The sequence below is a fragment of the Streptomyces sp. NBC_01525 genome (assembly GCF_045040405.1).
Taxonomy (GTDB): domain Bacteria; phylum Actinomycetota; class Actinomycetes; order Streptomycetales; family Streptomycetaceae; genus Streptomyces; species Streptomyces benahoarensis.
Map to the genome: position 1 here is coordinate 6,312,586 of NZ_CP109397.1, position 24,633 is coordinate 6,337,218.

Annotated in this window: 19 protein-coding genes and 3 pseudogenes; 11 read left to right on the forward strand and 11 right to left on the reverse strand. The window is 69.6% G+C overall.

Features of this window, described 5'->3' with window-relative positions; translation table 11 throughout:
• Positions 1-62: 62 nt before the first annotated feature.
• The 3 genes from OG422_RS27385 (at position 63) to OG422_RS27395 (ending at position 4,262) form a co-directional block, all read left to right on the forward strand.
• Positions 63-1,400, forward strand: a complete 1,338-nt coding sequence (locus OG422_RS27385) for an MFS transporter (protein WP_405746711.1) — start codon at positions 63-65, stop codon at positions 1,398-1,400.
• Positions 1,401-2,402: 1,002 nt separating this feature from the next.
• Positions 2,403-3,593: a radical SAM protein gene (locus OG422_RS27390; protein ID WP_405746714.1), complete on the forward strand. Its 1,191-nt coding sequence runs from the start codon at positions 2,403-2,405 to the stop codon at positions 3,591-3,593.
• A gap of 126 nt (positions 3,594-3,719) precedes the next feature.
• Positions 3,720-4,262: a recombinase family protein gene (locus tag OG422_RS27395; protein ID WP_405746716.1), complete on the forward strand. Its 543-nt coding sequence runs from the start codon at positions 3,720-3,722 to the stop codon at positions 4,260-4,262.
• A 1,001-nt stretch (positions 4,263-5,263) separates the two neighbouring features.
• On the opposite strand, the gene OG422_RS27400 is transcribed toward OG422_RS27395, so the two are convergent.
• From OG422_RS27400 to OG422_RS27410, 3 genes are all read right to left on the reverse strand, one after another.
• Positions 5,264-6,562: a nitrate/nitrite transporter gene (locus OG422_RS27400; RefSeq protein WP_221938117.1), complete on the reverse strand. Its 1,299-nt coding sequence runs from the start codon at positions 6,560-6,562 to the stop codon at positions 5,264-5,266.
• The gene (locus OG422_RS27405; RefSeq protein WP_405746718.1) at positions 6,559-7,644 is read right to left on the reverse strand and encodes a sugar phosphate isomerase/epimerase family protein; all 1,086 of its coding nucleotides are present in this window, start codon (positions 7,642-7,644) and stop codon (positions 6,559-6,561) included. The genes OG422_RS27400 and OG422_RS27405 overlap by 4 nt, the downstream gene beginning before the upstream one ends.
• Positions 7,645-7,777: 133 nt before the next feature.
• Complete coding sequence (locus tag OG422_RS27410) at positions 7,778-9,298, reverse strand: PLP-dependent aminotransferase family protein (protein ID WP_405746720.1); 1,521 nt, start codon at positions 9,296-9,298, stop codon at positions 7,778-7,780.
• A gap of 151 nt (positions 9,299-9,449) precedes the next feature.
• On the opposite strand from OG422_RS27410, the gene OG422_RS27415 reads away from it, so the two are divergent.
• The gene (locus OG422_RS27415) at positions 9,450-10,217 is read left to right on the forward strand and encodes a GNAT family N-acetyltransferase (protein WP_405748014.1); all 768 of its coding nucleotides are present in this window, start codon (positions 9,450-9,452) and stop codon (positions 10,215-10,217) included.
• 41 nt (positions 10,218-10,258) lie between these two features.
• Here the strand turns inward: OG422_RS27415 and OG422_RS27420 are convergent, their stop codons facing one another.
• The gene (locus OG422_RS27420; RefSeq protein ID WP_405746723.1) at positions 10,259-10,699 is read right to left on the reverse strand and encodes a transposase; all 441 of its coding nucleotides are present in this window, start codon (positions 10,697-10,699) and stop codon (positions 10,259-10,261) included.
• Between OG422_RS27420 and OG422_RS27425 the strand changes: the two are divergent.
• The 4 genes and pseudogenes from OG422_RS27425 to OG422_RS27440 form a co-directional block, all read left to right on the forward strand.
• Positions 10,693-10,887: pseudogene (locus OG422_RS27425) on the forward strand (transposase); the annotation flags it as partial. The gene OG422_RS27420 and the pseudogene OG422_RS27425 overlap by 7 nt on opposite strands.
• Positions 10,880-11,965, forward strand: a pseudogene (locus OG422_RS27430) (IS701 family transposase); the annotation flags it as partial. The pseudogenes OG422_RS27425 and OG422_RS27430, both read left to right, overlap by 8 nt.
• Before the next feature lie 247 nt (positions 11,966-12,212).
• A complete protein-coding gene (locus OG422_RS27435; RefSeq protein WP_405746725.1) occupies positions 12,213-12,611 on the forward strand; it encodes a DUF4440 domain-containing protein in 399 nt (132 codons plus the stop codon).
• 608 nt (positions 12,612-13,219) lie between these two features.
• Positions 13,220-13,999: an ISAs1 family transposase gene (locus tag OG422_RS27440; RefSeq protein WP_405748015.1), complete on the forward strand. Its 780-nt coding sequence runs from the start codon at positions 13,220-13,222 to the stop codon at positions 13,997-13,999.
• 17 nt (positions 14,000-14,016) lie between these two features.
• On the opposite strand, the gene OG422_RS27445 is transcribed toward OG422_RS27440, so the two are convergent.
• The gene (locus OG422_RS27445; RefSeq protein WP_405746728.1) at positions 14,017-14,658 is read right to left on the reverse strand and encodes a hypothetical protein; all 642 of its coding nucleotides are present in this window, start codon (positions 14,656-14,658) and stop codon (positions 14,017-14,019) included.
• A gap of 105 nt (positions 14,659-14,763) precedes the next feature.
• Positions 14,764-15,614, reverse strand: a protein-coding gene (locus OG422_RS27450; protein ID WP_405748017.1) for an IS5 family transposase whose coding sequence is annotated in 2 segments (ribosomal slippage) — positions 14,764-15,269 and positions 15,269-15,614 — 852 coding nt in all. Because the reading frame shifts where the segments join, the coding sequence is not laid out codon by codon here.
• Between the two features lie 94 nt (positions 15,615-15,708).
• Between OG422_RS27450 and OG422_RS27455 the strand changes: the two are divergent.
• Positions 15,709-16,926: pseudogene (locus OG422_RS27455) on the forward strand (MFS transporter); the annotation flags it as partial.
• Positions 16,927-17,167: 241 nt separating this feature from the next.
• Here OG422_RS27455 and OG422_RS27460 read toward each other — a convergent pair.
• The 5 genes from OG422_RS27460 to OG422_RS27480 all read right to left on the reverse strand — a co-directional run bounded on the left by OG422_RS27460 (position 17,168) and on the right by OG422_RS27480 (position 22,484).
• Positions 17,168-18,406 (reverse strand): NAD(P)-binding domain-containing protein, encoded by a 1,239-nt coding sequence (locus tag OG422_RS27460; protein WP_405746731.1) that lies wholly within the window; start codon positions 18,404-18,406, stop codon positions 17,168-17,170.
• A gap of 89 nt (positions 18,407-18,495) precedes the next feature.
• Positions 18,496-19,701: an LLM class flavin-dependent oxidoreductase gene (locus OG422_RS27465; protein ID WP_405746734.1), complete on the reverse strand. Its 1,206-nt coding sequence runs from the start codon at positions 19,699-19,701 to the stop codon at positions 18,496-18,498.
• A gap of 1 nt (position 19,702) precedes the next feature.
• Entirely contained in the window at positions 19,703-20,743 is a 1,041-nt protein-coding gene (locus tag OG422_RS27470) for an ABC transporter substrate-binding protein (protein WP_405748019.1), read from the reverse strand.
• A gap of 41 nt (positions 20,744-20,784) precedes the next feature.
• Positions 20,785-21,618: an ABC transporter ATP-binding protein gene (locus tag OG422_RS27475; RefSeq protein WP_143940940.1), complete on the reverse strand. Its 834-nt coding sequence runs from the start codon at positions 21,616-21,618 to the stop codon at positions 20,785-20,787.
• Positions 21,591-22,484 carry an ABC transporter permease gene (locus OG422_RS27480; RefSeq protein ID WP_405746737.1) on the reverse strand — a complete coding sequence of 298 codons (894 nt, stop codon included), beginning with the start codon at positions 22,482-22,484 and terminating at the stop codon, positions 21,591-21,593. The genes OG422_RS27475 and OG422_RS27480 overlap by 28 nt, the downstream gene beginning before the upstream one ends.
• A gap of 719 nt (positions 22,485-23,203) precedes the next feature.
• Here OG422_RS27480 and OG422_RS27485 point away from each other — a divergent pair.
• Positions 23,204-23,626 carry a secondary thiamine-phosphate synthase enzyme YjbQ gene (locus OG422_RS27485; protein WP_405746740.1) on the forward strand — a complete coding sequence of 141 codons (423 nt, stop codon included), beginning with the start codon at positions 23,204-23,206 and terminating at the stop codon, positions 23,624-23,626.
• A 204-nt stretch (positions 23,627-23,830) separates the two neighbouring features.
• Positions 23,831-24,526, forward strand: a complete 696-nt coding sequence (locus OG422_RS27490) for a Crp/Fnr family transcriptional regulator (RefSeq protein ID WP_405748020.1) — start codon at positions 23,831-23,833, stop codon at positions 24,524-24,526.
• Positions 24,527-24,633: the final 107 nt, after the last annotated feature.

A 24,633-nucleotide genomic window follows, 5' to 3' on the forward strand; every position in this document is an offset into this window, starting at 1 on the left:
CGACTTCTGGAGAGGCCGGCGCGGCGTAATTGCCGTGCTTGAAGACGGGGAGATGCGTGATCATGACAGCTTTCAGGGAACGGCCCGCGCATGAGGGTGGGCCGGATTCCCCTACGGAGGGGCCTCGCGTCGGCGTCGTGACCCCTCCGGCGCGTCCTGTGCGGCAGTTGCTCGCCGCCTCGGTCGGCAATGCGGTCGAATGGTTTGATTGGTACACATATACCTTCCTTGCCACGTACATCGCCGCCCAGATCTTCCCCGAGGACGCGGCGAATTCGCTGGTGCCGCTGCTCGCGACGTTCGCGGTTTTCGCGGTGGGGTTCTTCATGCGGCCCGTCGGCGGGCTGCTGATGGGCGCGGTCGCCGACCGGCGCGGGCGCCGCGCGGCGCTGACGGTGACCATTCTGCTGATGGGTGGCAGCAGCCTCCTGGTGGGGCTGACGCCGACATACGCCGCCGCCGGGGTCCTCGCGCCGGTCATCCTCGTCCTGGCCCGGCTGCTGCAGGGGCTGTCGGTGGGCGGTGAGTTCGCCGCGTCGACCACGTTCCTCGTGGAGTCGGCCGGGCCCGGGCGGCGGGGACTCTTCTCCAGCTTCCAGTACGTGTCGACGACCATCGGGCAGCTCGTCGCGTCCGGCGTCGCGGCGCTGCTCGTCGCGAAGCTCGCACCCGCCACCATGGACAGCTGGGGCTGGCGGGTCCCGTTCGTGCTGGGCGCACTCCTGAGCCTCGTGGGTTTCTGGGTGCGGCGCGGCGCGCACGAGACGCGCAGCGAGGAGCAGACCGAGGTGCCACGGCCAGGTCTCTTCGAGGCGCTGCGCCGCCATCCGCGCGAGTCGCTGCTGATCTGCGGCATCACGGCGGGCGGCACGCTCGCGTACTACACGTGGACGTCGTACCTGCCGACGTACGCCGAGCTCAACGCCGGGGTGGAGAAAACCGACGCGCTGCTGGCGGGCACCCTCTCGCTGACGTTCTTCGCCGTGCTCCAGCCCGTCGCGGGCATGGTGTCCGACCGCTTCGGGCGCAAGCCGCTGCTGCTGATGTTCGGGATCGGCTTCGCCGTGCTGTGCGTGCCGCTGCTGCGCGCGCTTGACGACTCCTTCGTCACGCTGCTGCTCGTGCAGTGCGCGGGCATGATCCTGCTGAGCGGCTTCACGGCAGTCTCGGCAGCCGTGAACGCGGAGACGTTCCCGGCGCGGGTGCGCGCCGCGGGCATCGGGTTCCCCTACTCCCTCACCGTCGCCCTCTTCGGTGGTACGGCGCCCTATATCGGCACGCTGTTCAAGGACCTGGGGCAGGCCGGCCTCTTCCCCGTGTACGTGTCCGTGCTGTGCCTGGTCTCCTCCGCCGTCTACCTCCGACTGCCCGAGACCGCTCACCGCCGGCTGGAGAGGTGAGGAGGCGGGATACCGACCAGGGGCTGTTGCGAAAGTGGATCAAGGTCAGCCGGAGTGCCTGGATCATGTATCGCTCGGCGAGGCCGTAGTCGGCTGTGTCGTACGAGCACCAGCCTGCCGTGGCGGTCAACTTCGCGGCGTAGACGTAGAGGGTGCGGCGCTGGTTCGAGGGCAGATTCCGTTGCTGGAGCATGGGTACGAGCTGGGTGCTGAGGTAGCCGATGATGCTCGGCCGGACGTTCCCGCCGCCGAAGCGGTTGTCCATCAGATCGAACATGTCGATCATGGCTTCCATCTGATCGACGGGGCTGCCTCCTGCCACCGCGGCCAGGTGAGGAGCCTGCTCCTCTTCGAGGAGCCACAGGAGCCACTTTCTTTGCGGATCCATGGGTGCGCTCGCGACGAACGGGACGGCCCTGAGCGGGCTGCGTCGCGAGATGTCCGTGGAGCCCAGCTCCGCGAGCGTGTGCAGCGTTTCACCCACGTCTTCACCGTACGTCAGTGCGCGGGTTGTCACGGGCCGAGGGGCCTGCTGCGGAAATCCGAGGTGGGTGGGGGAGACCGGCCGGCCAAGGAAGCCTCCGATGGCTTCGGCGGTGAACTGAGGAGTCCTCCCCTTGGGGACCATCCCTTGCCGCCAGCGTGTGATCGACGCTTTGTCGTAGCGCGTGATCTCGCCTTGCCGGGAACTCAGCTCGTTGACCCGCCGCGCCAGTGCCGAGTTCGAACATCCCGCTTCGTCAATGAGAGCAGCAAGGGCTGCGTTGCCCCCACCAGCTCCTGTCACGCCACCGCCCATGCCGAGATGATGCCCTGTCGATCACCCGGTGTCCCAGCCTTCGGACACTCAGGTGTGAAAGACCAACCCCCGTACAACCGAACAACCCTCTTGCCCTCTCCTCCCGCGGCGGCCGAGTGATGAGACTGAGGGCGCTGCGGGCTGTCGGCCTTCCGGTGGGGACGCCACCGGGTGCCGTCGCCCTCGGCCCCGGAGGGAGAGAGATGCAGCCTGTAGTCGTCCTGGACTGCTTCACCGTCGAACCCAGCGGTCTCGGCGTACCGCCCTACCTATCGACCTACGTGCGAAACGCCTGGTCCGCGTTGCGCCGGGCCCGCCCCGAGGCGGAGGCGCGGTACCTGACGATCGATGACGTGAGGTGGTGCTTGGCCGGAGGCAACCCGACCGTTGAGCCGCCACAGAGCGATCCGCTCACCTACTCGACAACCGTCAACCGAGACAACGCCATTCAGCTTCTACGCGACGCCGAGATCGTCGTCGTGGTCGCGGGCGACGCCGTTCCGTCGGTCCATCTCCACGCGGTGAACGGGTCGTTGCAGGAGATCGCCCGAGCACTCGCCTGTGCACGGGGGTGCCGCTTCTTGCTGGGCCCGTTGTCCACGTACGCCGTGACGGCGCCGGCGGAATACGCCGGGCTGTTCGACGCGGTCCACACCCACACCGTGACATCGGGCGACCTCCTGCTGGGCAGTGGCCGCCCGGCGGACTACGGACAGATACAGCGTGACCGCGACTCGTTCACGGGCCTGGTCGAGCAGATGCCCTGGCAGCCGATTGCCGAGTTGGAGCTGTACCGCGGCTGCACGCGCCGGAAGTTCTGCGACTTCTGCAACGAACCGGCGAAGTCACCGCTGGTCGCCTTCCGCGAGGTGGACGACGTCGTCGCCGAGGCCGAGCAGCTCTACGCGGCCGGGGTGCGCAACTTCCGTCTTGGTCAGCAGACCTGCTTCTTCTCCTACCGCAACCGGGACGAGGGCGCGATCCGCGCCCTGCTGAGCGGCGTCCGCGAACGCTGCCCCGACCTGGAAGTCCTGCACATCGACAACGCGGACCCCCTCGCCGTTGCCTCACCCGTGGGGCGGCGCATCGCCAAGCTGGTCGCCGACTACTGCACCGAAGGCAACTGCGCGCCCATGGGGATCGAATCCTTCGACCCCGTCGTCATCGAGCGGAACACCCTGACCTGCACGCCCGAGATCCTCATGCGGGCGGTCGAGCACGTGAACGAGGTCGGGGCCGCTCGTGGCGGTGGCAGTCTGCCGATGCTCCTGGACACGGGCACCTTGGACGAGCTGGACGTCTACGTCGACTTCCTGGTGGCCGTGATGTCGGCGCAGGCCTTCCACCGGCTGGCGTTCCATCGCCCCGGGCCCGGAAGCCGGACAGTCCAGTGAGGCCTGTTTTATGAGTGGTCGCTCGTGAAACGTCGCCCGCCCGGCGGTCCACCTGCGGTAATCGGGTTTCACGAGTTGTTGCAATCGACTGGACATCTGAACCACCCTCATGAAACAGCCCGGCCGTTGAGCGCTGGCACCGAACCGGTCGGGCACGTCCGCCTCGGCTACGCCCGCGCATCGACCGCCCTGCAGTCCCTCGACGCACAGCTCGACTCCCTCTCCGAGGCCGGGGTGAAGCGCGTCTTCTCAGAGAAGATCTCCACCCGCGCCATGAAGCGGCCCGAGCTGGAGGCCGCCGTGAAGCTCGCCGGGGAGATCCGCTCCTCCGGCGTCGCCATCACCCTCGTCGTCCACGAGCACAAGCGCCTCGGCCGCGGCATCGAACTCGCCATGCTCGCGGAGGAACTGAAGGCGAGCGATATTGAGCTGGAGTTCCTCACCGGGGAACTGAAGGGCTCGCACGACCCGTCCGGCATCGTGTTCACCGTGCTTGCGGCCATGTCCGGGATGGAGCGGGAGTACATCCGCGACCGCACCCTCGAAGGCCACGAGTCCGCTCGCAGGCGCGGCAAGACCATCGGCGGCGCGGGCGTCACCGACGAGTCCATGCTGTCCATGGCCTTTCACCTACGCGACCAGGAAATGAGCCTGCGCGACATCGCCTAGCGGCTCGTCATCACCACCGGTACGAAGAAGGGCCAACACCCCTCGCCCGCCACCGTCATGCGGATGCTGCGCGACCACGACGAGCAGGCCGCCACGGTGGCGAGCGCCTGATCCCCGCTACTTTGCGGCTGGTGTCTGGGCTAGGACACCGGGGCCTCGTCCAAAGGGATGCACTGCCCCTCCGCCCGGCCCAGGCCCGCGACCGTGCGTTGAAGATCCTCAATATCTGAGTGGTCCCTGTGAGGCCCCGACCACACCGGCGGGCCTCACAGGGAACAGCACGCCGGTAACGCCCGACGTCACCGCGACTCGGCCGCCGCCTTGCTTGTGTGTGCCTTGGCGCCTCATCCTCCACCACAGCTGGACCGTGGCGCTTCCCCCAGCAACAACCCGATATGCGCAAAACCACTCAATCGGACACGATGTTCACATGAGTGGGCGAACGCGCGACCTGGAGGAATCCGTGGGAGTCGCCTGCCGCCGTCTTGCCCAAGGCGACACGGAAACGTTCCCCGAGTCCATACCGGAGAGCCCAGGCGTAGTCCGCGCCACCATCGCGGCGGTGCGTCGGTGCGTCGGCGGTCCGGCTTCCTACGGGGCCGCCGTTCGCGGACCGTACGTCCGCTGGACCCTGGAGGACCGTGTCCTCCTCCTGTCGCGGAACGCCGGCGAGCTGCAGCTGTCGGTATGGCCGGCGCGCGGACTCGCAGCTGCCGAGCGACAGCAGTTCCACGCTGACCTGCACGCAATCGACTTTGCGCGCCTCCCGTACGTGTGGCAGGTCCAGGCGCACGGCCCACCGCAGTGGCCGCCGCCCGCGTCCGTCGCCGCGGCGACGGGCTGGCTGACGCTGGAGGCATCTCTGGAAGCGATCCTCCGAAGCTGCGCCGCACAAGTGCCGCGGATCCTGCCGCCCGGCGCACACCTGGGCTTCAACATCACGACCGATGTGAGGCGCGGCCGGACCCAAACACATAGGGGCACCCCCCTGCGGAGCGGGCTCACCCCTCCCGCACGGCGGCGGTACGATGCGCGCGAGCCACACGTGCCAGGCCGGTGGCGACTCCCGCACCCACCAGTGCGAGCGCGGCCATCAGGATGAACACCAGGTGGTACCCCGCCGCACCCGGGTTGGCATCGAGGATCGCGCCGTACACGAGGAAGGCGAACATCCCGGGGGCGTAACCGACGAGGCAGGCGATGCCGAACGCGGTGCCGCTGACCTGGTTGGGGATGCCGACCTCGTCCATGGGCGCCCAGAACACCCCGCGCATCGTGAAGATGATGAGTGAGAACAGCAGACAGGCGGCCATCGCGGGGATCTGGTTCTGCTCACCGGTCGGCAGCAGCAGGATGACCGCTGCGATGGGGATCAGGCACACGAACGCGAGACGGAGGTACCTGCTGGCCCCTTTGAAGACCTTGTCGACGAGTACGCCGCCGAGAGGGCCGCCGAGGATCTTGAGGCCGTACTGGTTGATGATGCCGTAGGCGCCGGCGAGTGCGGCCGGCAGTCCGTACACGTACGTGAGGTAGGGGATGAAGTATGTCAGACCGCAGTACACGACATACACCATGAACACGGTTGCACTGACCCACCACAGCTGCGGCAGCCGGGCGGCATGCAGGATCTCGCTGAGGCCGACGCGCTCCTTCTTCGGCGTATCCACGGCGGACTCGGGGCCCTGGTCACGCAGCAGGAAGAACAGGAGCACGCCGACGGCGATGTCAATCAGCGCGTAGAAGGAGATCGCGGCACGGAAGCCGGCGGCGCCCGAGCCGAGCAGGGCGAAGACGCCGAGGGCCGAGAAGGCAACCAGTGTGTCGACGACGCCGCGACCGCCCTCGAAGAAGCCGAACAGCCGCCCCTGTTCTTCCGGCCCACCCAGGCGCCGGACGCTCTTGAGTAGTGCCGGCCAGATCAGGCAGTCGGAGCAGACAGCCAGCACCGCGAAGATCGGCACCAGCTGCCCGTACCCGGGGAACGTGCTCATATAGAGCCCGAGTCCGCCCGCGCCGATCAGTCCGAGCGGAATCAGGATGCGGGTCGAGAACCGGTCAGCCAGGTACCCCCCGACCACGAACAGTGCTGTCGCGACGATCGAGTTCACGCTCAGTAGCGCACCGATCTCGGTGTTGCTCAGCCCCATCTGCTGCTGCATCGGGACGTAGAAGACGTCCTTGATGTTGGCGAGCTTGTAGATGGTGCCGCCCGCCGTCACGAGGACCGCGAAGCGCGCCCACTTGGCCTTGTCGAACCCGGTCTTGGCAGGCGCGGCCTTCATCATGGTGTTCGTCATCGCGCACCTGCCACGGCGTCGGCGGCGGCCAGGCGAGCCGCGGCGAGTTCGCGCATCCGGGCGAGCAGCCCGCGCACGTGGACGACCTGGTCGACGGCCCAGCCGGGCTCGGCAGCGAGCAGGTCGCGCAGCGTCCATCCTTCGGGAAGGCCCGTGGTGCTCAGCTCCCGGTAGGGGATGAAGGGGTCGTCGCCTTCGTTGTGATGGCGGAAGGCGGGCGCGTAGTACAGGTTCTCCTGTTCGAGCGCGTAGGTGATGACCTGCGGCTCGTCGTCGCCGAGCATGAGCAGGTCGAACAACATCCGCGCCCCCGGCAGGTCGTCCTCCGAGCTGCCCTGCAGCACGCCGCGGTGGCCGAACCCGTCGCCCTCAGGAAGGACGTGCACGCCCTTCAGGTGCGCTTGCAGGATATGCGGGGCCAGCTGGGCCAGGGCGTCCATCGGCCGTTCGCACGCGTTGATCATGTTGCCGAAGTCGAACATCGCGTGCAGGCGGGGGTGGCCGACGGTGCGCAGCAGCTGAGCGATCTCGCCGGAGCGCAGTTCTTCGTGCTGCTCGAACGAGAAGTGCAGGTCGTGGGTGTCGGCGAGGTCGCCGAGGCGGCGCAGGTCGTCCTCGATGCGCGACAGCACCTGCGACATCTTCCCTTCGTAACGGGAGTAGACGCGAATGTGCTGGACGCCGAGGATTCCGGCGATCCGGACGGCCTCGTCCACGGGTTCACGCTCGGTCGTGCTGATCTCGAGGTGCAAGGCCAGGCCGTAGCCGCGGGTACGAGCGGCGAAGGTCCGAAGCTGGTTGTCGTTCATTCGGCTCAGGCTGCGCTCCTCGCCGTCGAGGACGTGGATGCAGATGCCGGCCAGATCGTGCTCTCGGGCGAAGTCGAGGACGTCGTCGGGGCCGTAGGCGCCGTAGGTGAGGTTGGTGAGCAGGGCGTACGCGTGACCGAAGAGCCGGACCCGGTCGATCCGGTTGATCAGCACCCGCGCGCGCTCGGCCGTCAGGTCGGGGATCTGTCCGATCTCGGCTGCGGTGAGGTTCGGACTCAGGAGCGCTCGGAACTGCGCATCGAGGTGGGGCATCGTTGTCTCCTCAGAAAGCGGGCCGCGACCGTGCGTCGCCTCCACCCCTTCTTCCTAACAACGCAATGGATGGTGCGTTAGAGCCATTGACAGCCCAGTTCTGCGGACCAATTCGGCGGGCCCATCTCTCGGGCTACGCCTCGGCAGCTCCGCCGGGTGCGAGCCGTTCGAACGCCTCTGCCATCCGCGCTACGGCACGCGCCATGTGCTCGGCTGCGGTGCCCGCGAACCCGATCAGCAGTGCGGGCGGCAGCCGGCGCTGCACGCGATACTCCCCCAGGGGATACGTGAAGACGCCCTGCCGGGCGAGGCCGCGTGCGCAGTCGATGTCGTTGACGGATGCCTCGAGCCATCCCATCACGTGGAGCCCGGCGGCGACCGGCCTCGCCCTCAGCCGGTGCGCAAGCTGCGTGTCGAGCTGTTCGAGCAGGGCGTCCTGGCGGGCGGCATACAGTCGGCGCGTGCGCCGGAGGTGGGTGTGCAGGTGCCCTTCGGCGAGGAAGTCGGCGAGCGCCGCCTGCATCACGGTCGCGGGGGTGCGACCGATCACAGAGCAGGCCGACGTGAACGGCTCGACGAGGTCGTGGGGCAGCACGGCGTAGCCCAGTCGCAGCGACGGCGCCAGCACTTTGCTGAATGTGCCGACGTAGATGACGTGTCGCGCTTGGTCGAGCCCGAACAGCGGGGGCAGCAGCGTGCCGTGATAACGAAGCTCGCTGTCGCAGTCGTCCTCGACGATCCAGCTCCCGTGCGCCTGCGCCCACGCGATCCACTCCCCGCGCCGCGCCGGACTCATGACCGTGCCCAGGGGATGCTGCCGGGACGGCGTGAGGTAGGCGAGGCGTGCCGATGGGTCGCCCCCTGCCGCCACCGCGCCCGCGTCGTCGACCGGCACGCCCTGGACGCGGCATCCCTGCGATTGGAACGCGAGCCTTCCGGAGATGTGGCCGGGGTCTTCGACGAGCACCGTGTCGGCGGGGTCGAGCAGCAGCACCGCGAGGACATTGAAGGCCTGTTGGGCACCAGAGGTCACCACGATCTGCTCGGCGCCGCAGCCGAGGCCCCGCACGTCGTTGAGGTAGTCGGCGATCGCCTGGCGCAGTGGCTCGTACCCGTGCGGGTCGCCGTACCCGATGGCGGCTGCGTCGGTGCGCGCTGCGTGCCGCGCCAGCAGCCGCCGCCACACGCTGGCAGGGAACGCGGATGACGCGACCTGGCTGGGGAGGAACGACTCGGCGTCTTTCGGATCCCACCAGTGCGGCGCCTCGCTGAACAGGCTGGCACCGCGTGCCGACGTCGCTGCGCCGCGCTCGGACAGCTGCGGGCGCGCAACAGGCGCCGGTGCCACCGCGGCCGTCCAGAGTGCGTCCACATACGTGCCGTCCCCCTGGCGTGCACGCAGGAACCCCTCGGCCGTGAGCTGCTCGAACGCGGTGACCACGGTCAGCCGCGAGACGCCGAGCTCGGCGACGAGCGTCCGCGTCGAGGGCAATCGGGTTTCCGGCGGCAGGGTGCCGTCGAGGATGAGTCCCCGCAGATGCCGATACAGCTGCAGGTGCAGCGGCAGGGCGCTATCGCGGTCGAGCTCGACCGCGGCCAGCATCCGGCCCCCGGCACCTTTCATGATGCGCGGGCGCGCCGGTGGGTCTGGCATGCCCTCATCCTAGGGCGTGTATCGAATGTGCTGGTCGCCAGCGCGACACTGCCGAGGGCGACCCAAAATCGCATGCGGTCTTCGCCCAGTCATGCTGGGATCAATCGCTATGAATGATCATTTCCTCAATGAAGCCGACTTGATGGACAGGATGGAACGGAATCTGGCAGAACATGCCTGTCACCTGCACCGGAGCATGACCGGTGCGACCGTCACAGAGGCTGGTGACCTGCTGGTCGCGGACAGCGGCCTGGACGACGACACGTTCAACATCGTTGCCGCGGCCCGCTTCACCGCCGCCGAGGCTACGACACGTATCACCGAGACCGCCCGGACGCTGGCCCGCACCGGCCACCCCTTCTCCTGGTGGGTGGGGCCCGCCTCGACACCGGCGGACCTCACCACCCGCCTGACGGCGGCAGGTCTGCCGGCGTCCGAACGCGAGACGGCGATGTGGGCCGAGCTGGACGACACCACCCTGCCTCCTCCTGCCGCCCAGAGCCTGGACATCCAGAGGGTGACCACGCCCGAACAGCTCGCCGACTACGCCACGGTTCTGGCCGCGAACTGGGATCCGCCCGCCGACACCGTCCGCCGTTTCTTCGCCCAGGCCGCCCCGCAGGCACTGGCCGCGCACTGCCCGGCCCGGTATCTGGTCGGCTACGTGGAGGGCCGTCCGGTCTGCTCCGCCGAGGTGTTTCACCACGCGGGAGTCGCCGGCATCTACAACATCTCCACCCTGGCCGCCCACCGCTGCCGGGGCTACGGCGGTGCCATCACGCTCGCGGCACTCCGCACGGCCCGCAACCGAGACCACCGCATCGCGGTCTTGCAGGCATCAGCCGACGGCGAGCCCGTCTACCGCCGCCTGGGGTTCCGCTCCTGTGGCCAGTTCACCGAACACGCCATCAACCCCTGAACCACCTCAATTCCACTCGCACTCCGCCCGCCTTCCTGACGTCACAACCACTCGTTGATGGCCGCTACGAGGACAGTGGCCTCGTAGCGGACAGCGAGCTTGTCGTATCGCGTGGCGACAGCGCGATGCCTCTTGAGGCGGTTGATCCCGCACTCGACCGCATGACGCTCGCGGTAGTCGGCCGGGTCGAAGCGCGGCGGTCGGCCGCCGCGGGAGCCGAGCTTCTGGCGGTTGCGCGCCTGGTCGGCCTTGTCCGGGATGGTGCAGCGGATCCCACGGCGGCGCAGGTAGGCGCGGTTCTTGCGGGAGGCGTACGCCTTGTCCGCCCGCACGCGATCGGGGCGGACGCGTGGCCGGCCCGGCCCGATGCGGGGCACACGGACCTTCTCCAGCACGGGTTCGAACTGCGGCGAGTCTCCACGCTGCCCCGCCGTCACCACGATCGACATGGGCTTCCGGCCCTGCTCGACGGCCCATCGCACGCAAGGGCGTCGAATCCAGCGAACGGCTCGGCCGCCGGAGATGGGTCATCGAACGCACCATGTCCTGGCTGACCGGATACCGCCGACTCAACCACCGCTACGAACGCCACCCCCGCAACTACCTGGCCTTTCTCGGCCTCGCCGCAGCCCTGTGCTGCTACAAGCGATTCGCCCGCCTCACCACATAAGAACTGCTGGACGATCGCCGAGTGGGCCGGAGAGGCCACCCCGTACGGTATGCAGCATCTGCTGTGCCGTGCCTCCTGGGACGCGGACGCCGTCCGGGACGATGTTCGCGACTACGTCGTCGAACACCTCCACGACGACGAGGCGGTCTTGGTGGTCGACGAGACGGGCGACCTCAAGAAGGGAACCTGCACGGTCGGCGTTCAGCGCCAGTACACCGGCACTGCGGGCAGAATCGAGAATTCCCAGGTCGCGGTCTACCTCGTCTACGCGGGCCACCGAGGGCACGCGGCGGTGGACCGGGAACTCTACGTGCCGCGCTCGTGGACCGCTGATCCGGACCGCTGTCAGGCCGCCGGACTGGACGAGGACATCGCCTTCGCCACCAAGCCGGAGCTGGCTGCCCGCATGATCGGCCGGTTCCTGGACGCCGGGCACCGTGCGGGCTGGGTCGCGGGCGATGAGGTCTACGGCGGCAATCCGAGGCTACGGGCCACGCTGGAGGAGCGCGGGGCCGGCTACGTGCTTGCCATTGCCTGCTCGTCCGAAGTCATTGCCACCGGTGGGAAGTTCCGGGCGGACGCGCTGGCCGCGAAGGTCCCCAAACGGGCCTGGCAGAGGCTGTCGGCAGGGGCCGGCGCCAAGGGACACCGCTTCTACGACTGGGCCGTCGTGGACCTCACCGCCCCCGGGACCGGCCACCGTCAGCTGCTGATCCGCCGCAGCCGCACCACCGGCGAACTCGCCTACTACCACTGCTGGTCACCCGCCTCCGTGCCTCTGCCCACACTGGTGCGGGTCGCCGGATCGAGATGGCGGGTCGAGGAGACCTTCCAGGCGGGAAAGGGCCTGACCGGGCTGGACGAACATCAGGTCCGCCGCTTCACCTCCTGGTCCCGCTGGGTCACCCTCGCCATGCTCGCCCACGCCTTCCTTGCCGTGGTCCGAGCCGATGAGCACGCCCGGCACCCCGCCCCGGACGGACTGATCCCGCTCACTTGCAACGAGATCCAGCGACCGTTCACCACACTCGTCGCCCGGCCCGATCACGCCTCCGCCCACCGGCTCGGCTGGTCCGACTGACGACGTCGCCACCAGGCACGAGCACGAGTCAGCCATTACCGGCGACAAGCCGCATCCCAGACATGAAGATCATGATCTACAGCTGGAGTATCAGGGCGGCATTTGCTCAACGCCCGGTGTTGTGTGAGGCGGTCGGGCCTACAGGTCCAGGGCTGTTGCGAAGTCACGTGATCTCGTGGGTGTGCTGGGCCGAAGGTGCCTCGACGCCATGTCCGTTGCCCCCTGCCGGTGTTACCGTCGCGCCATGTCCAAGATCGAGATTGACGCGATAACCGCCGAGTTCTTCGGAGCTTTCGACAACCGCGGCGGCAAGGCGGCGGACGTGGCTCGTATCCGCCGGCTGGTCATTCCGGGTGGCGTGATCGTGCTGACCGGGCCGAAGTGCACGGTCTACACCGTGGACGAGTTCATCGAGCCGCGCGAACTCCTGCTCGCCGACGGCCGGTTGGTCGAGTTCTCGGAGTGGGAGACCTCCGAGCGAACCGAGATCGCGGGCGACATCGCGTCGCGCTTCGGCGAGTACCGCAAGGCCGGCGTCCTGGACGGCGAGCCGTTCGAGGGTGGCGGGACCAAGACCTTCCAGTTCATCCGCACCTCGGAGGGCTGGCGGATCGCGGCGTTCTCCTGGTACGACCAGCCCTGAGTACAGCAGCCCGCGGAGCCTCACTATTCTGCCCGGTGAGGTCGGGAGCGCGGTCGACGGGCGGCCTCCGCCGAGTGACTCGGCTGTCCGGACAGTGGGGGCGTTTCAGAGCCCCGGTGGTCACATGAGTCCGCAGGTCGCGGCGGTCCAAGGAGGGCGGGCTGGGCCGTCACGAACGCAACGAAGCTCCGGTTGAGCAGGGCGACCTTCCCAAGTCGCCTCGTACCACAGGAGCTTCGATGTGTCGTCAGTCTGCCACCGTCTGCCTGGTCAAGTCGCCCGCTCTGGAGGACGCTGCGGGGTTGCCGCTGGTGGAGCGGTTGCCGCTGTTGCCGGATCCGCGTCGGCTCGCGGGTTGCGTCACCTGGTGGCGGTGCTGCTGGTTGCCGCCTCGGCGGTTGTCGCCAGCGCACGCTCGTATAGGGCCATGGGCCAGTGGTCCACGAACGCGCCGCAGCATGCCCTGGCCCGCCTGGGTGCCTGGGTCGTGGGGGCGTTGAGCGTGCGCGTGGCACCAAGTGCCGCCACAATTCGGCGGGTTGTCGGGCCTGGTCTGCCCTGGCGGCCTGGCCGGCCTGACCGGCGCTGATCCTGCCGGCTTGGGCTCGGTGGCGATCGATGGCAAGGCCGCCCGCGGCTCCCGATACGGCCAGACGCCCGCCGCCCACCTGCTGGCCGCGATGACCGGCGACGGCCGAGCCGTCACCCGGCTGCGGGTCCCCGACAAGACCAACGAGATCACCTGCTTCGCCGCGCTACTGGCGCCCTTCGACCTGACGGGGGTCACGGTCACGGCCGACGCCCTGCACACCCAGCGCGCGCATGCGCGCTTCCTGGTGGACGAGAAGAAGGCGCACTACCTATTGGTGGTCAAGGCCAACCAGCCCGAACTGCACCACAGGCTGCGATCGCTGCCGTGGAAGGACGTCACCGCCCGCCGCTACGACCGGGAGATCGGCCACGGCCGCCGGGAAACCCGGGTGACCAGGGCCCTCACCGTGACCGACCTCGGCCTCGACTTCCCCCACGCCGCCCAGGCTGTACGCATCCTGCGGCCCCGCACCGACCGCACGACCGGAACCGTCAGCCGCCAGACCGTCTACGCGATCACAGACCTGACCTCGTATCAGGCATCGCCCCAGCGGCTGAGCCAACTCGCCATGTCGCAGTGGACCATCGAGAGCCGGCTCCACTTCGTCCGCGACACCACCTTCGCCGAGGACGCCTCGAAGATCCGCACCGGCCATGGCCCCGAAAACATGTCGACCCTGCGCAACCTGGCGATCAACGCGCTCCGCGCCGCCGGACACCGCAACATCGCGGCTGGCATCCGGCACGTCTCCTACGAGCCCTTCACCCGCCCGCTCGACCTACTGGGCATCGCCTGATCAGCGCGACCACAAGATCACCGGACTTTGCAACGGTCCTGCCTACAGGTCACGAAGGAACCCTCGACGCTGGAGATCTGCATTTCACCGCCTCCGAGCGATCCGGCTTGCCGGAGCCGCTGCTGCGGGGGCGGGAGCGGGAGGTGAAGCGGACGCCGCGATGGTGGACCGGCGGCGGGCGGCCTGGAGACGCGCGGACGGAGGTGAATCCGCTTCCGCTGCGATGTGAAGGGAGTTGGCAGCGTCGTGGAGAACACGGTCTGCCGTTTCGAGGGACTCGCCGATCGCCTGCGTGGCCGCCTCCCGAGCATCCCGAGCGTCGGGCTGGTCGCGGAGGTGCTCGGTCCGGCCCAGGAAGGAAAGCTGATGGGCCACCGCCCCGAGAGCGGATGCTGCCTCGCCCGCAGGCGCACAGCGCCGGCGAAGCCGTCGATGACCCGCAACGTGCGGGCCTCCCGGCCATGGTCGGCAGTACGGAAGAGAACGTCGTTGCCCAAATCGCTGATCAGCTTGCCGAGTTCCGAAATCTGCCGGGCGATGGCGACGCCATCAGGTGAGCGGTGAGGGTCTCCCTCGACCGGAAGTTTGCCGCGCTGGGCATCGAAGGCTGAGGCCATGGCACGCAGCGCCAGGGCGTCGGTGACGCGGGTGTCGTTCATGGTGAACCCCTTTGGAGAGGACGAGCGATGGGCAGGGGAGAAGGGGCTATCCGTGGCTGCGAGAGGGCGGTCGCACGGAGGCCGGGCTAGGTGGTCTCGTTTGGATCATCGGGCGGACCAGAGGAAGATGCCTGCGATGTGGAGTCCGGCCAGGTAGATGGTGGCGGTCTTCTCGTAGCGGGTGGCGATGCCTCGCCACTGCTTCAGGCGGTTGGTGCACCGCTCGACGGTGTTGCGCTGCCTGTATGCCTCCCGGTCGAAGGTCGGTGGCCGGCCGCCCTGGCTGCCCCGTCGCAGCCGGTGTCCGCGCTGGTCAGCGGGGACGGGGATCACTGCCCGGATGCCGCGCTTGCGCAGGTGCTCGCGGATCGCGTGGGAAGAGTACGCCTTGTCCGCCAGGACCACGTCCGGTCTGGTGCGTGGCCGTCCTCGGTGGCGGGGAACCCGCAGGCGGGCCATGACATCGGTGAAGGCAGGTGCGTCGCCGGCCTGGCCTGCGGTCAGGACGAACGCCAGAGGCCGGCAGCGGTCGTCGGCAGCAAGGTGGATCTTTGTGGTCAGTCCGCCCCGGGACCGGCCGATGGCATGGTCATCCGGTTCGCCGGCCGGGGCCCCTTTTTGCGGGCCCCGGCCGCGTGTTGGTGAGCCCGCACGATCGTGGAGTCCACCGAGACTGCCCAGTTGAGGTCTTCCTCCGCGTCGGCCTGGGCCATCAGCGCGGTGAATACCCGCTCCCAGGTCCCGTCGACGGCCCACATCCGAAGCCGGTTGTAGACCCCTCGCCAGTTGCCGTACTTCTCCGGCAGATGGACCCACTGGGTACCGGTCTGGAACTTGTGGGCGATCGCGTCGATCACCTCACGATGGTCCCGCCAGCGGCCACCCCGCTTCGGCGTCCGGTCCGGGAGTAAGGGCTCAATCCGCACCCACTGCGCATCAGTCAACGGCACACCCAGACCAACGACCCACTGATCCAAACGAAACTGCCTAGACTATTTGCTGACTCAGCGCCCGTGATTATGGTTCTGGCCGGCGGCCGCACCAAATAGCGAGTGGTACGACTGGTACGCCTACTCCTTCCTCGCCGTCTACTTCGCGGAGCAGGTCTTCCCCAAGGACGCCGGGAACGCCCTCGTCCCGCTGCTGTCGAGCTTCGCGGTCTTCGCCGTCGGCTTCTTCATGCGCCCGGTGGGCGGGCTGCTGATGGGCGCCGTCGCCGACCGCCACGGCCGCCGCACCGCCCTCACCCTCCTGCTGATGGGCGGCGGCAGCCTGCTGGTCGCGCTCACCCCCACCTACGCCGCCACCGGCGTCCTCGCCCCCGTCGTCCTGGTCCTCGCCCGCCTGGTGCAGGGCCTGCCCGTGGGCGGGGAGTTCGCCGCGTCCACCACCTTCCTCGTCGAATCGGCGGGCCCGGGCAGACGCGGCCTCTTCTCCAGCTTCCAGTACGTCTCCACCACCATCGGCCAGCTCCTCGCCTCCGGCGTCGCCGCCCTCCTCGCCACCCTGCTCAGCGACGATCAGATGGGCCGCTGGGGCTGGCGCCTGGCGTTCCTCGGCGGCGCGCTGCTCAGCCTGCTCGGTCTGTGGATCCGGCGCGGCGCACAGGAGACCCACCACGCGCCGCAGCGCGCCGCCGAACGCCCCGCCGTCTTCGAGGCGCTGCGCCACCATCCGTGCGCCTCCCTGCTGATCTGCGGCATCACCGCGGGCGGCACCCTCGCGTACTACACCTGGACCACGTATCTGCCGACCTATGCGCAGGTCAACGCCGGTTTCGACAAGGGCGAGGCGCTGGCGGTGGGCACCCTCTCGCTGGCCTTCTTCGCGCTGCTGCAACCGCTCGGCGGCATAGTCTCCGACCGCATCGGCCGCAAACCGCTGCTGCTGGGCTTCTCCCTCGGCTTCGCGGTGCTCGTGGTGCCGCTGCTGCGGCTGGTCACCGACGCGTTCTGGTCGCTGCTGCTGGTGCAGTGCGCCGGGATGATCCTGCTGACCGGCTACACCGCGGTCGCCGCCGTGAACGCCGAGTTCTTCCCCGCCCGGGTGCGCGCCGCCGGGATCGGTTTCCCGTACTCCCTGACCGTCGCCCTCTTCGGCGGCACCGCCCCGTACGTCGGCACCTGGTTCGCCTCCTCCGGCCACGGCGACCTCTTCCCCTGGTGCGTCGCCGCGCTCTGCCTGGTGTCCTTCGCCGTCTATCTGACGCTGCCGGAGACGGCCCGGCGCCCGCTGGAGGGAACGGACGCGGCCCCGGAGCGGGCGTAGCGCTTCCGCACGCAACGGAGGCGCCGCCCCTCCCTGGGACGGGGAGGGGCGGCGCCGTGGAGTGATTTCCGTCAGACGAGCCAACCCACGAGGTGGACGATGCCGGCAAGCAGGTTGGTGAGGATGTTCATCGCGGTGTTTCTCCTTGTGCGTATGTACGTGGGACCAACTCTCCGGCCCAGCAAGGGATGTCGACCGAAGGCGCCGTGACGGTCTGCAGCCCCTCACTCGCGCCCCGTAATCATTGCCCGGTGTGAGAGGTACGAGTGCCGCTTTCCGGGATCGACCACGCCTTCCGGTGAACACTCGATCCCGCGTTCGCGTGTTCCCTTTCCAGGCGGGCGCCGTCCTCCGTGCGGGGACCACGGGCATCCGCCCCGCGCCCACCGGCGGGGTGCGGCGGACCGCCCAGCAGCCGCGTCAGGTCGTGGACGGCCGCCCGCCCGGCACGGTTCGCCCCGATCGTGCTCGCCGACGGCCCGTACCCCACCAGATGCACCCGCGGATCCCGCACCGCCCGCGTACCCGCCATGCGGATGCCGCCGCCCGCCTCCCGCAGCCGCAGCGGTGCGAGATGGCCGATCACCGCGCGGAACCCCGTCGCGTACAGCAGGGTGTCGGCGGCGACGGCGCTCCCGTCCGCCCAGACCACGCCGTCCTCGGTGATCCGCTCGAACATCGGCAGCCGCCGCAGCACCCCGTCCTCACGGGCCCGGCGCATCGCCTCCGTCATCGGCAGCCCCGTCACACTCACCACGCTGCGCGGCGGCAGCCCCTCGCGGACCCGGCGCTCCACCGACGCGACCGCCGCCCGGCCCTCCGCCTCGCCGAACGGGCCGTCCCGGAAGACCGGCGGCCGCCGCGTCACCCAGACCGTGGCCGCCGCGACCGGTGCGATCTCCAGCAACTGCTGCACCGCCGACGTCCCGCCGCCGATCACCACGACCCGCTTCCCGCGAAACGCCTCCGGCCCCGGATACCGCGCACTGTGCAGCTGCTGCCCGCGGAAAACCTCCTGGCCGGGCAGGCGCGGCAGGAACGGACGGTTCCAGGTGCCCGTCGCATTGATCAGCCCCCGCGCCGCATACGTCCCCTCCGACGTCTCCACCAGCAGCCGCCCGCCGGGACCCGGCCGTACCGCCGACACCTCCACCGGCCGGTGCGGACGCAACCCGAAGCGTTCCTCGTAGCGGGCGAAGTAGCCGCCGATCACCTCCGCCGACGGGCGCGCCGGATCGGCGCCGGTCAGCTCCATGCCCGGCAGCGCGTGCATACCGTGCACCTTCGCGTACGTCAGCGTGGGCCAGCGGAACTGCCAGGCGCCGCCGGGGTGCGGAGCCTGGTCGAGCAGCACGGTGTCGCGGTCCGGCACATACCCCGCCCGCCGCAGCTGGAAAGCGGCCGACAACCCCGCCTGACCTGCGCCGATCACCGCCACCTCGACCTCGCGCACCGCGCCCGGCCCACCGCTGTCGTCCATGCCCGCACCAACGACCGGGGGCGGCCGGATCTTCCCGTACCGCCACCGACGTGACGGAACGGACCCGGCCGCCCCGGGGGAGCGACGGCTCAGCGCCCGCCGGCGATCAGCAGCGGCGCCCCGCCGGGCGCGGACGCCGGACGGCCGTTGGCTGCCGGGACGCCCTCCAGCGGCGACGGGACTCCGGCGAGCAGACCGCGCGCCGCCAGCTCGGGGCGTACGCCCTCGCCGAACCAGTACGCCTCCTCCAGATGCGGATAGCCGGACAGCACGAAGTGCTCGATGCCCAGCGCGTGGTACTCCTCGATCCGGTCGGCGACCTCCGCATGGCTGCCGACCAGCGCGGTCCCGGCGCCGCCGCGTACCAGTCCGACCCCGGCCCACAGGTTCGGCGCGATCTCCAGTTTGTCGTGCTCACCGCCGTGCAGCGCCAGCATCCGCTGCTGGCCCACCGATTCGCTCTTGCCCAGGGCCTGCTGGGCGGCGGCCACGGTGTCCGGATCCAGATCCCCGAGCAGCCGGTCGGCGGTCGCCCACGCCTCCTTCGACGAGTCGCGGGAGATGGTGTGCAGCCGGATGCCGAAGCGGACCTCGCGGCCCTCCTTCTCGGCCAGCCCCCTGATCCACCCGATCTTCTGCCGGACCTGCTCCGGCGGCTCACCCCAGGTCAGATACACATCGACGTTCCGCGCGGCCACCGGCCCCGCGGCCGCCGACGAACCGCCGAAGAAGATCTGCGGCAGCGGGTCCGGCGGCAGCGCCGTCAGCCCGCCCTCCACCTGGTAGTGCTCACCGTGGAAGTCGAACGGCTGCCCGCTCCACACACCCCGTACGACCTGCAGGAACTCATCGGTGCGGGCATAGCGCCGGTCGTGATCGAGGTGATCGCCGAACCGCTTCTGCTCGGTGGAGTCGCCGCCCGTCACCACATTCAGCAGCAGCCGCCCGCGCGAGAGCCGCTGGTACGTCGCGGCCATCTGCGCGGCCAGCACCGGCGAGATCACCCCCGGCCGGAACGCGACCAGGAACTTCAGCCGCTCGGTGACCTGCGTCAACGCCGTCGTCGTCAGCCAGGCGTCCTCGCACCAGGTGCCGGTCGGGGTGAGCACCGCCTCGAACCCCAGCTGCTCGGCCGCCTTGGCGATCTGCGCGAGGTACTCGATATCGGGCGCGCGCACCCCGCTGACCGGCGTGATCCGGTCACGCTTGATGCCGCCGTCGGTGTAAGCGTGCCGGTCGACCAGGGTGCGCCCGTCACCGCCGGTCGGCAGGAACCAGTGCAGATGTACGGACATATCAGTGGGCCTTTCCGTAGGAACGCGGCGCCGTACCCGAAGGCGGCAGATCGCGGTTGAAACGGGGGTCGACGAACTCCCCGAAGTCGAAGGAGCGGGGGATCAGCCCGTCACGGGCGAAGGCGTCGACGATCCGCTGCTCGGAGGCGATGGCCGCCTTGTCCAGGGCGACCTGCACGGCCGTGCCCCGGGTGCGCTTGACCGCGTCCAGCGCCACCCTCCGCGGCATACCGGTCTCCCGCGCCCACACCTTCGCCCAGGCGTCCGGGTGCGCGTACACCCAGTCCTGCGCCCGGCGCAGCCGCTCGATGTAGTCCTTCAGCACCGCCGCCTTCTTCGCATCGCCGAGCGCGGCGGGCGCGGCCACCTGGAAGCTCAGACCGTTGACCACACCCTGCCCGGTGGCGAGCACCCGCGCACCGGCCTGATCCAGCGCCTGCGAGGTGTACGGGTCCCAGATCGCCCAGGCGTCCACCTTGCCGCGGGTGAACGCGGCCAGCGCATCGGCCGGCTGGAGGTAGTTCAGCGTGACGTCCTTCGGCGAGAGCCCGGCCTTCCGCAGCTGCGCCAGGAGTTGATAGTGCGCCGAACTGCCCTGCGCCACCGCGATCGCCTTGCCCTTGAGCTGTGCGGTCCGCGTCAGCGGCGAGTCCTTCCGCACCAGCAGCGCATCGCCCTCGGCACGGCTGTGCGCACCGGCCACGACCTTGATCTTCGACGCGGCCGCCGCGGCGAACACCGGGGGAGTGTTGCCCACCCCGCCGACGTCCACGGCGCCGGCGCTCACCGCCTCCAGCAGCGGCGGCCCGGACGTGAACGTCGACCACTTGATCCGGTACGTGAGGCCGTCCAGCTCACCGGCGGCCCGCAGCACCGCCTCCGAACCGCCCTTCTGGTCACCGACGTTGAGGGTCAGCGCCCCCTTCCCGTCGATGTCGCCGCCGGTCCCGCCCGCCGCGCCGTCCGCCCGCGACGCGCCACCGCAGGCGGCCAGCAGCGCCGCGAGCGGCAGCAGCAGGGCGGGCGCGGCCAGCCACCGCATACGTGCTCTCATCAGCCGTCCGTTCCGTTCTCTCGCCACCGTCATCCCTTCGCCCCGCCCACCGCGGCGGGCTCCTTCGCGGCATCCGCCGAGCCCTCCGACGGGGCGCCCTCGCCCGCGTCCGCCACCCCGAGACGGTCCAGCAATCGGGCGCGCAACGCGGCGAACGCGGGATCGGCGGGCGTACGCGGCCGGGGCAGCGCCACCGGCGTCTCGTACGCGATCCGGCCGCCCTCCATCACCAGCGCACGGTCCGCGAGCAGCAGCGCCTCGTCCACGTCATGGGTGACCAGCAACACCGCGCAACCCCGCTGCCGCCACACGTCCGCGACCAGCCGCTGCGCCGTGATCCGGGTCAGCGCGTCCAGCGCACCGAACGGCTCATCGAGCAACAGCAGATCCGGCTCCCGCACCAGCGCCCGGGCCAGCGAGGCGCGCTGCGCCTCGCCACCGGAGAGCGTCCGCGGCCAGGCATCGGACCGGTGGCCGAGCCCGACCTCCGTCAACGCCCGTTCCGCCACGGCACGTTCGGTACGCCCCGGCAGCCCCAGCAGCACATTGCGCCACACCTTCTTCCACGGCATCAGCCGCGGCGCCTGGAACGCCACCGCCTTGCGTCGCGGCACCCACACCTCGCCGTCGATCTCCCGGTCGAGCCCCGCCAGCACCCGCAACAGCGTGGACTTCCCGCATCCGCTGCGCCCCAGCAGCGCCACGAACTCGCCCGGCTCCAGCGTCAGTTCCAGATCGTCGATGACCCGCCGCCCGCCGAACGCCCGCACCAGCCCACGGGCCCGTACGGCCACCGCCCGGCTCTCGTCCGGCCCGGCCCCTTCCGGTCCGGTGCTCACTTTCCGGTGAATGTCGGTCGCCATTGCAGCAACAGCCTTTCCAGGGTGCGGACGAGGAAATCGGCGAACAGGCCGAGCAGTGCGTACACCACCAGGCACACCACGATCACATCGGTACGGAAGAATTCCCGGGCCTGATTCATCAGAAAACCGAGACCGTCATCGGCATTCACCTGCTCACCGAAGACCAGCGCCAGCCAGGCGGTCGCCAGGGAATACCGCAGCCCCGTCATCGCACCGGGCAACGCCCCCGGCAGCACCACATGCCGCACGAGCCCCCACCGCCCGAGCCCCAGCGACGAACCCGCCTCGACCAACTGCGCGTCCACACTCCGGATTCCGGCGTACACATTCAGATACAAATGGAACGCGACCCCCAACGCGATCAGCGCGATCTTCGGCGCCTCACCGATGCCCAGCCAGATGATGAAGAGCGGAATGACCCCGACCCACGGAATGGACCGCAGCATCTGCACCGTGGCATCGATCAAATCCTCCCCGGCCCGCGAAAGCCCGGAAAGCAAGGCAAGGACGATGCCGACCGTTCCGCCCAGCAGAAGCCCGACGGCGACCCGTTGCAGGGACACCGCCATTGCCGACGGCAACGTCCCGTCGGCGACGAGTCCCGCGGCGGTGTGCGCGATGGTGCCGGGCGAGGCGAGGATGTCGTCGTGGAGTGCTCCTGTGGCGCTGAGCAGCTGCCATGCGGCCAGCAGTGCCAGGGGGCCCACTGCCCGCCGTAGCCATCGCGGTACGCCGCGCCGGCGTGCGGAGACCGGCAGTACCCGTTCCCACTCGGGGCCCTGCACGGTGGATCCCGTGACGGGGGCTGCCTCTTTTCCGCAGGGCGGTGCCGGTCCGGCGGCGGTCTGATCGAGGTCGAGGCTCATAGGGAACTCCAGGGGAGGGGAGGCGGCAGCTCTGTGAAAAGGGCGCACCTGAAAAGGGCGCACCTGAAAAGGGGGAATCGCTGTCCGCGGAGAGTGGCGATGCGTACTCGGCAAGGGAATGCCGTACGCCATGCATGCACCGCGATGCGGGCATGAATTGATCACCGCAGGGCGAGAAATCCCACGGCGCCGCAAATGCACGGGAAAGCGAGAGGAGAAGAGAGAAGTGCGGGAGGGCGGATATGGCGCTTTTCGGCGGTCAGTTCACGCAAAGCGTCAACGGGCCGTCAGCACCCGTAAGCGGGACCGAATCCGCAACCGCGGCAATACCTCACCGCGCAGCCCCGCATACCGCCGCGACGACACGCGGCGGAGGTCACTCGCAGCAGGTCGATGTGACCACGCGTCGTGAGCAAGGCTGGCGTCAACATGCCGCCGAACGTATCCGCGCCCTCGCGAACGGGTCAATCGTCGTCTCGGCAGATGGATATTTATTGCGGACACATTGCGGGGTGCCGGGAGTTGCCGGGGGTTGCCGGAGAGCCCGCGGGAGAGCCCGCTGGGTGCGCTCCTGGGGAGCTCACCGGGAGTCTTCTCGGGGAGCCCCCGGAGGAGCCCGTCGGGTGTGTCCCCGGGGAGTCCGAGGGGGCGCGCCCCGGTCCCCGCCGGGTGGCCGCGCCGCCCCGCACGGCCCCCACGCCCGCCCCCACAATGGGCGCATGAGCACCGCATTCACCACCCGCACCCTGCGCATCACCACCGGCACGCACGAAACCGTCACGGACCTCACCGCCGACTGCGACGCCTTCCTCCGGGAGGCCGCCCCGGAACGCGACGGCCTCCTCAACGTTTTCGTGCCGCACGCCACCGCCGGCATCGCGATCCTGGAAACCGGCGCCGCAAGCGACCACGACCTCCTCGCCGCCCTCCGCACCCTCCTCCCGCCCGACGACCGCTGGCACCACCGCCACGGCACCCCCGGCCACGGCCGCGACCACGTCCTCCCCGCCCTCGTCCCACCCCACGCGACCCTCCCGGTCCTCGATGGCCGCCTGGCATTGGGGACGTGGCAGTCGGTCTGCTTGGTGGATACGAACGTCGACAACCCGCGGCGGGAGGTCCGGTTGAGCTTCCTGGGGTGACCTTGAGCCGGTCGGGAGGAAGCGCGCAACTGGGGTGCTCTGATCCGTCTGTCATAGGCTGGATGCACAGCGTGAGGGGAAGGCTTCGCTGAAATACCATGGAGCGAACTGGCCTTGGGGGGAGTGCGGGTGGAAACCGACGGCGTGGCCGGCGCTGTGCCGGGACAGCAGGGACCAGCGGCCGTTTCCGCGGCGTGCAGACCCATGGCGCCGTCACGCACCGGCAGGCTCGACGACCAGGTTCCCTTCCTGGCCCGGTTGGAACACCAGGAACGTGTCGCGCTGCTGGAGCTGGGCCGGCCCATGAAGTACAGCCCGCGGTCCGTACTGGTGCATCAGGACGAACCGTCCACCCACGTGGTGGTCATCCTCGCCGGCTGGACCAAGGTCACCCGCTCCACAGTCAATGGTTACGAAGCGCTGCTTGCCCTGCGGGGTCCGGGCGACGTCGTCGGGGAGGCCTCCGCAGTCAGTGGCCGCCCGCGCTCGGCGACGGTCACCGCGCTCGGGAAGGTCGAGGCCGTCACGATCGAGCGCGGCCGGTTCCTGGGTCATCTCGCGGAATTCCCGGCCTCGTCCCTCCAACTGCTCAGCCTTATCGGAGACCGGACACAGGCCAGCGACCGGCGACGCGTGGAGCAAGGCGCACTCGGAGTCCGTGAGCGGTTGTCGCTCCTGCTCCTGGAGCTGTCGCGCACACACGGGGTGCAGGACGCGGACGGAGTGCGCCTGACCAGCGGCCTCAGCCAGCACGAGCTGGCAGGCGCGGTCGGAGCCTCTCGCGAGGCGGTGGCCAGGCTTCTGAAGGAACTGAGGGAACGCAACGTCGTCCGGACCGGTCGCAGGGGCCTGGTCATCGTCCGCCCGGACCAGCTGCGCCGGATAGGGGGCGGCGAATAGCCGACGGCCGTGCAGTCGGGGCGAGTTGTGTGCCATCGGTTACAGACGCTGTGTGCAGGTGTTCCTTCTCCATTGTCAGACCCCCACGAGATAGTGCTCCGGACCGA

Bases quoted from the DNA above. Each gene is read 5' to 3' on its own strand.
- OG422_RS27385 (WP_405746711.1), top strand. From the start codon at position 63: ATGACAGCTTTCAGGGAACGGCCCGCGCATGAGGGTGGGCCGGATTCC.
- OG422_RS27390 (WP_405746714.1), top strand. From the start codon at position 2,403: ATGCAGCCTGTAGTCGTCCTGGACTGCTTCACCGTCGAACCCAGCGGT.
- OG422_RS27400 (WP_221938117.1), bottom strand. From the start codon at position 6,562: ATGACGAACACCATGATGAAGGCCGCGCCTGCCAAGACCGGGTTCGAC.
- OG422_RS27405 (WP_405746718.1), bottom strand. From the start codon at position 7,644: ATGCCCCACCTCGATGCGCAGTTCCGAGCGCTCCTGAGTCCGAACCTC.
- OG422_RS27410 (WP_405746720.1), bottom strand. From the start codon at position 9,298: ATGCCAGACCCACCGGCGCGCCCGCGCATCATGAAAGGTGCCGGGGGC.
- OG422_RS27415 (WP_405748014.1), top strand. From the start codon at position 9,450: ATGGAACGGAATCTGGCAGAACATGCCTGTCACCTGCACCGGAGCATG.
- OG422_RS27435 (WP_405746725.1), top strand. From the start codon at position 12,213: ATGTCCAAGATCGAGATTGACGCGATAACCGCCGAGTTCTTCGGAGCT.
- OG422_RS27445 (WP_405746728.1), bottom strand. From the start codon at position 14,658: ATGAACGACACCCGCGTCACCGACGCCCTGGCGCTGCGTGCCATGGCC.
- OG422_RS27460 (WP_405746731.1), bottom strand. From the start codon at position 18,406: ATGGACGACAGCGGTGGGCCGGGCGCGGTGCGCGAGGTCGAGGTGGCG.
- OG422_RS27465 (WP_405746734.1), bottom strand. From the start codon at position 19,701: ATGTCCGTACATCTGCACTGGTTCCTGCCGACCGGCGGTGACGGGCGC.
- OG422_RS27470 (WP_405748019.1), bottom strand. From the start codon at position 20,743: ATGCGGTGGCTGGCCGCGCCCGCCCTGCTGCTGCCGCTCGCGGCGCTG.
- OG422_RS27475 (WP_143940940.1), bottom strand. From the start codon at position 21,618: ATGGCGACCGACATTCACCGGAAAGTGAGCACCGGACCGGAAGGGGCC.
- OG422_RS27480 (WP_405746737.1), bottom strand. From the start codon at position 22,484: ATGAGCCTCGACCTCGATCAGACCGCCGCCGGACCGGCACCGCCCTGC.
- OG422_RS27485 (WP_405746740.1), top strand. From the start codon at position 23,204: ATGAGCACCGCATTCACCACCCGCACCCTGCGCATCACCACCGGCACG.
- OG422_RS27490 (WP_405748020.1), top strand. From the start codon at position 23,831: ATGGCGCCGTCACGCACCGGCAGGCTCGACGACCAGGTTCCCTTCCTG.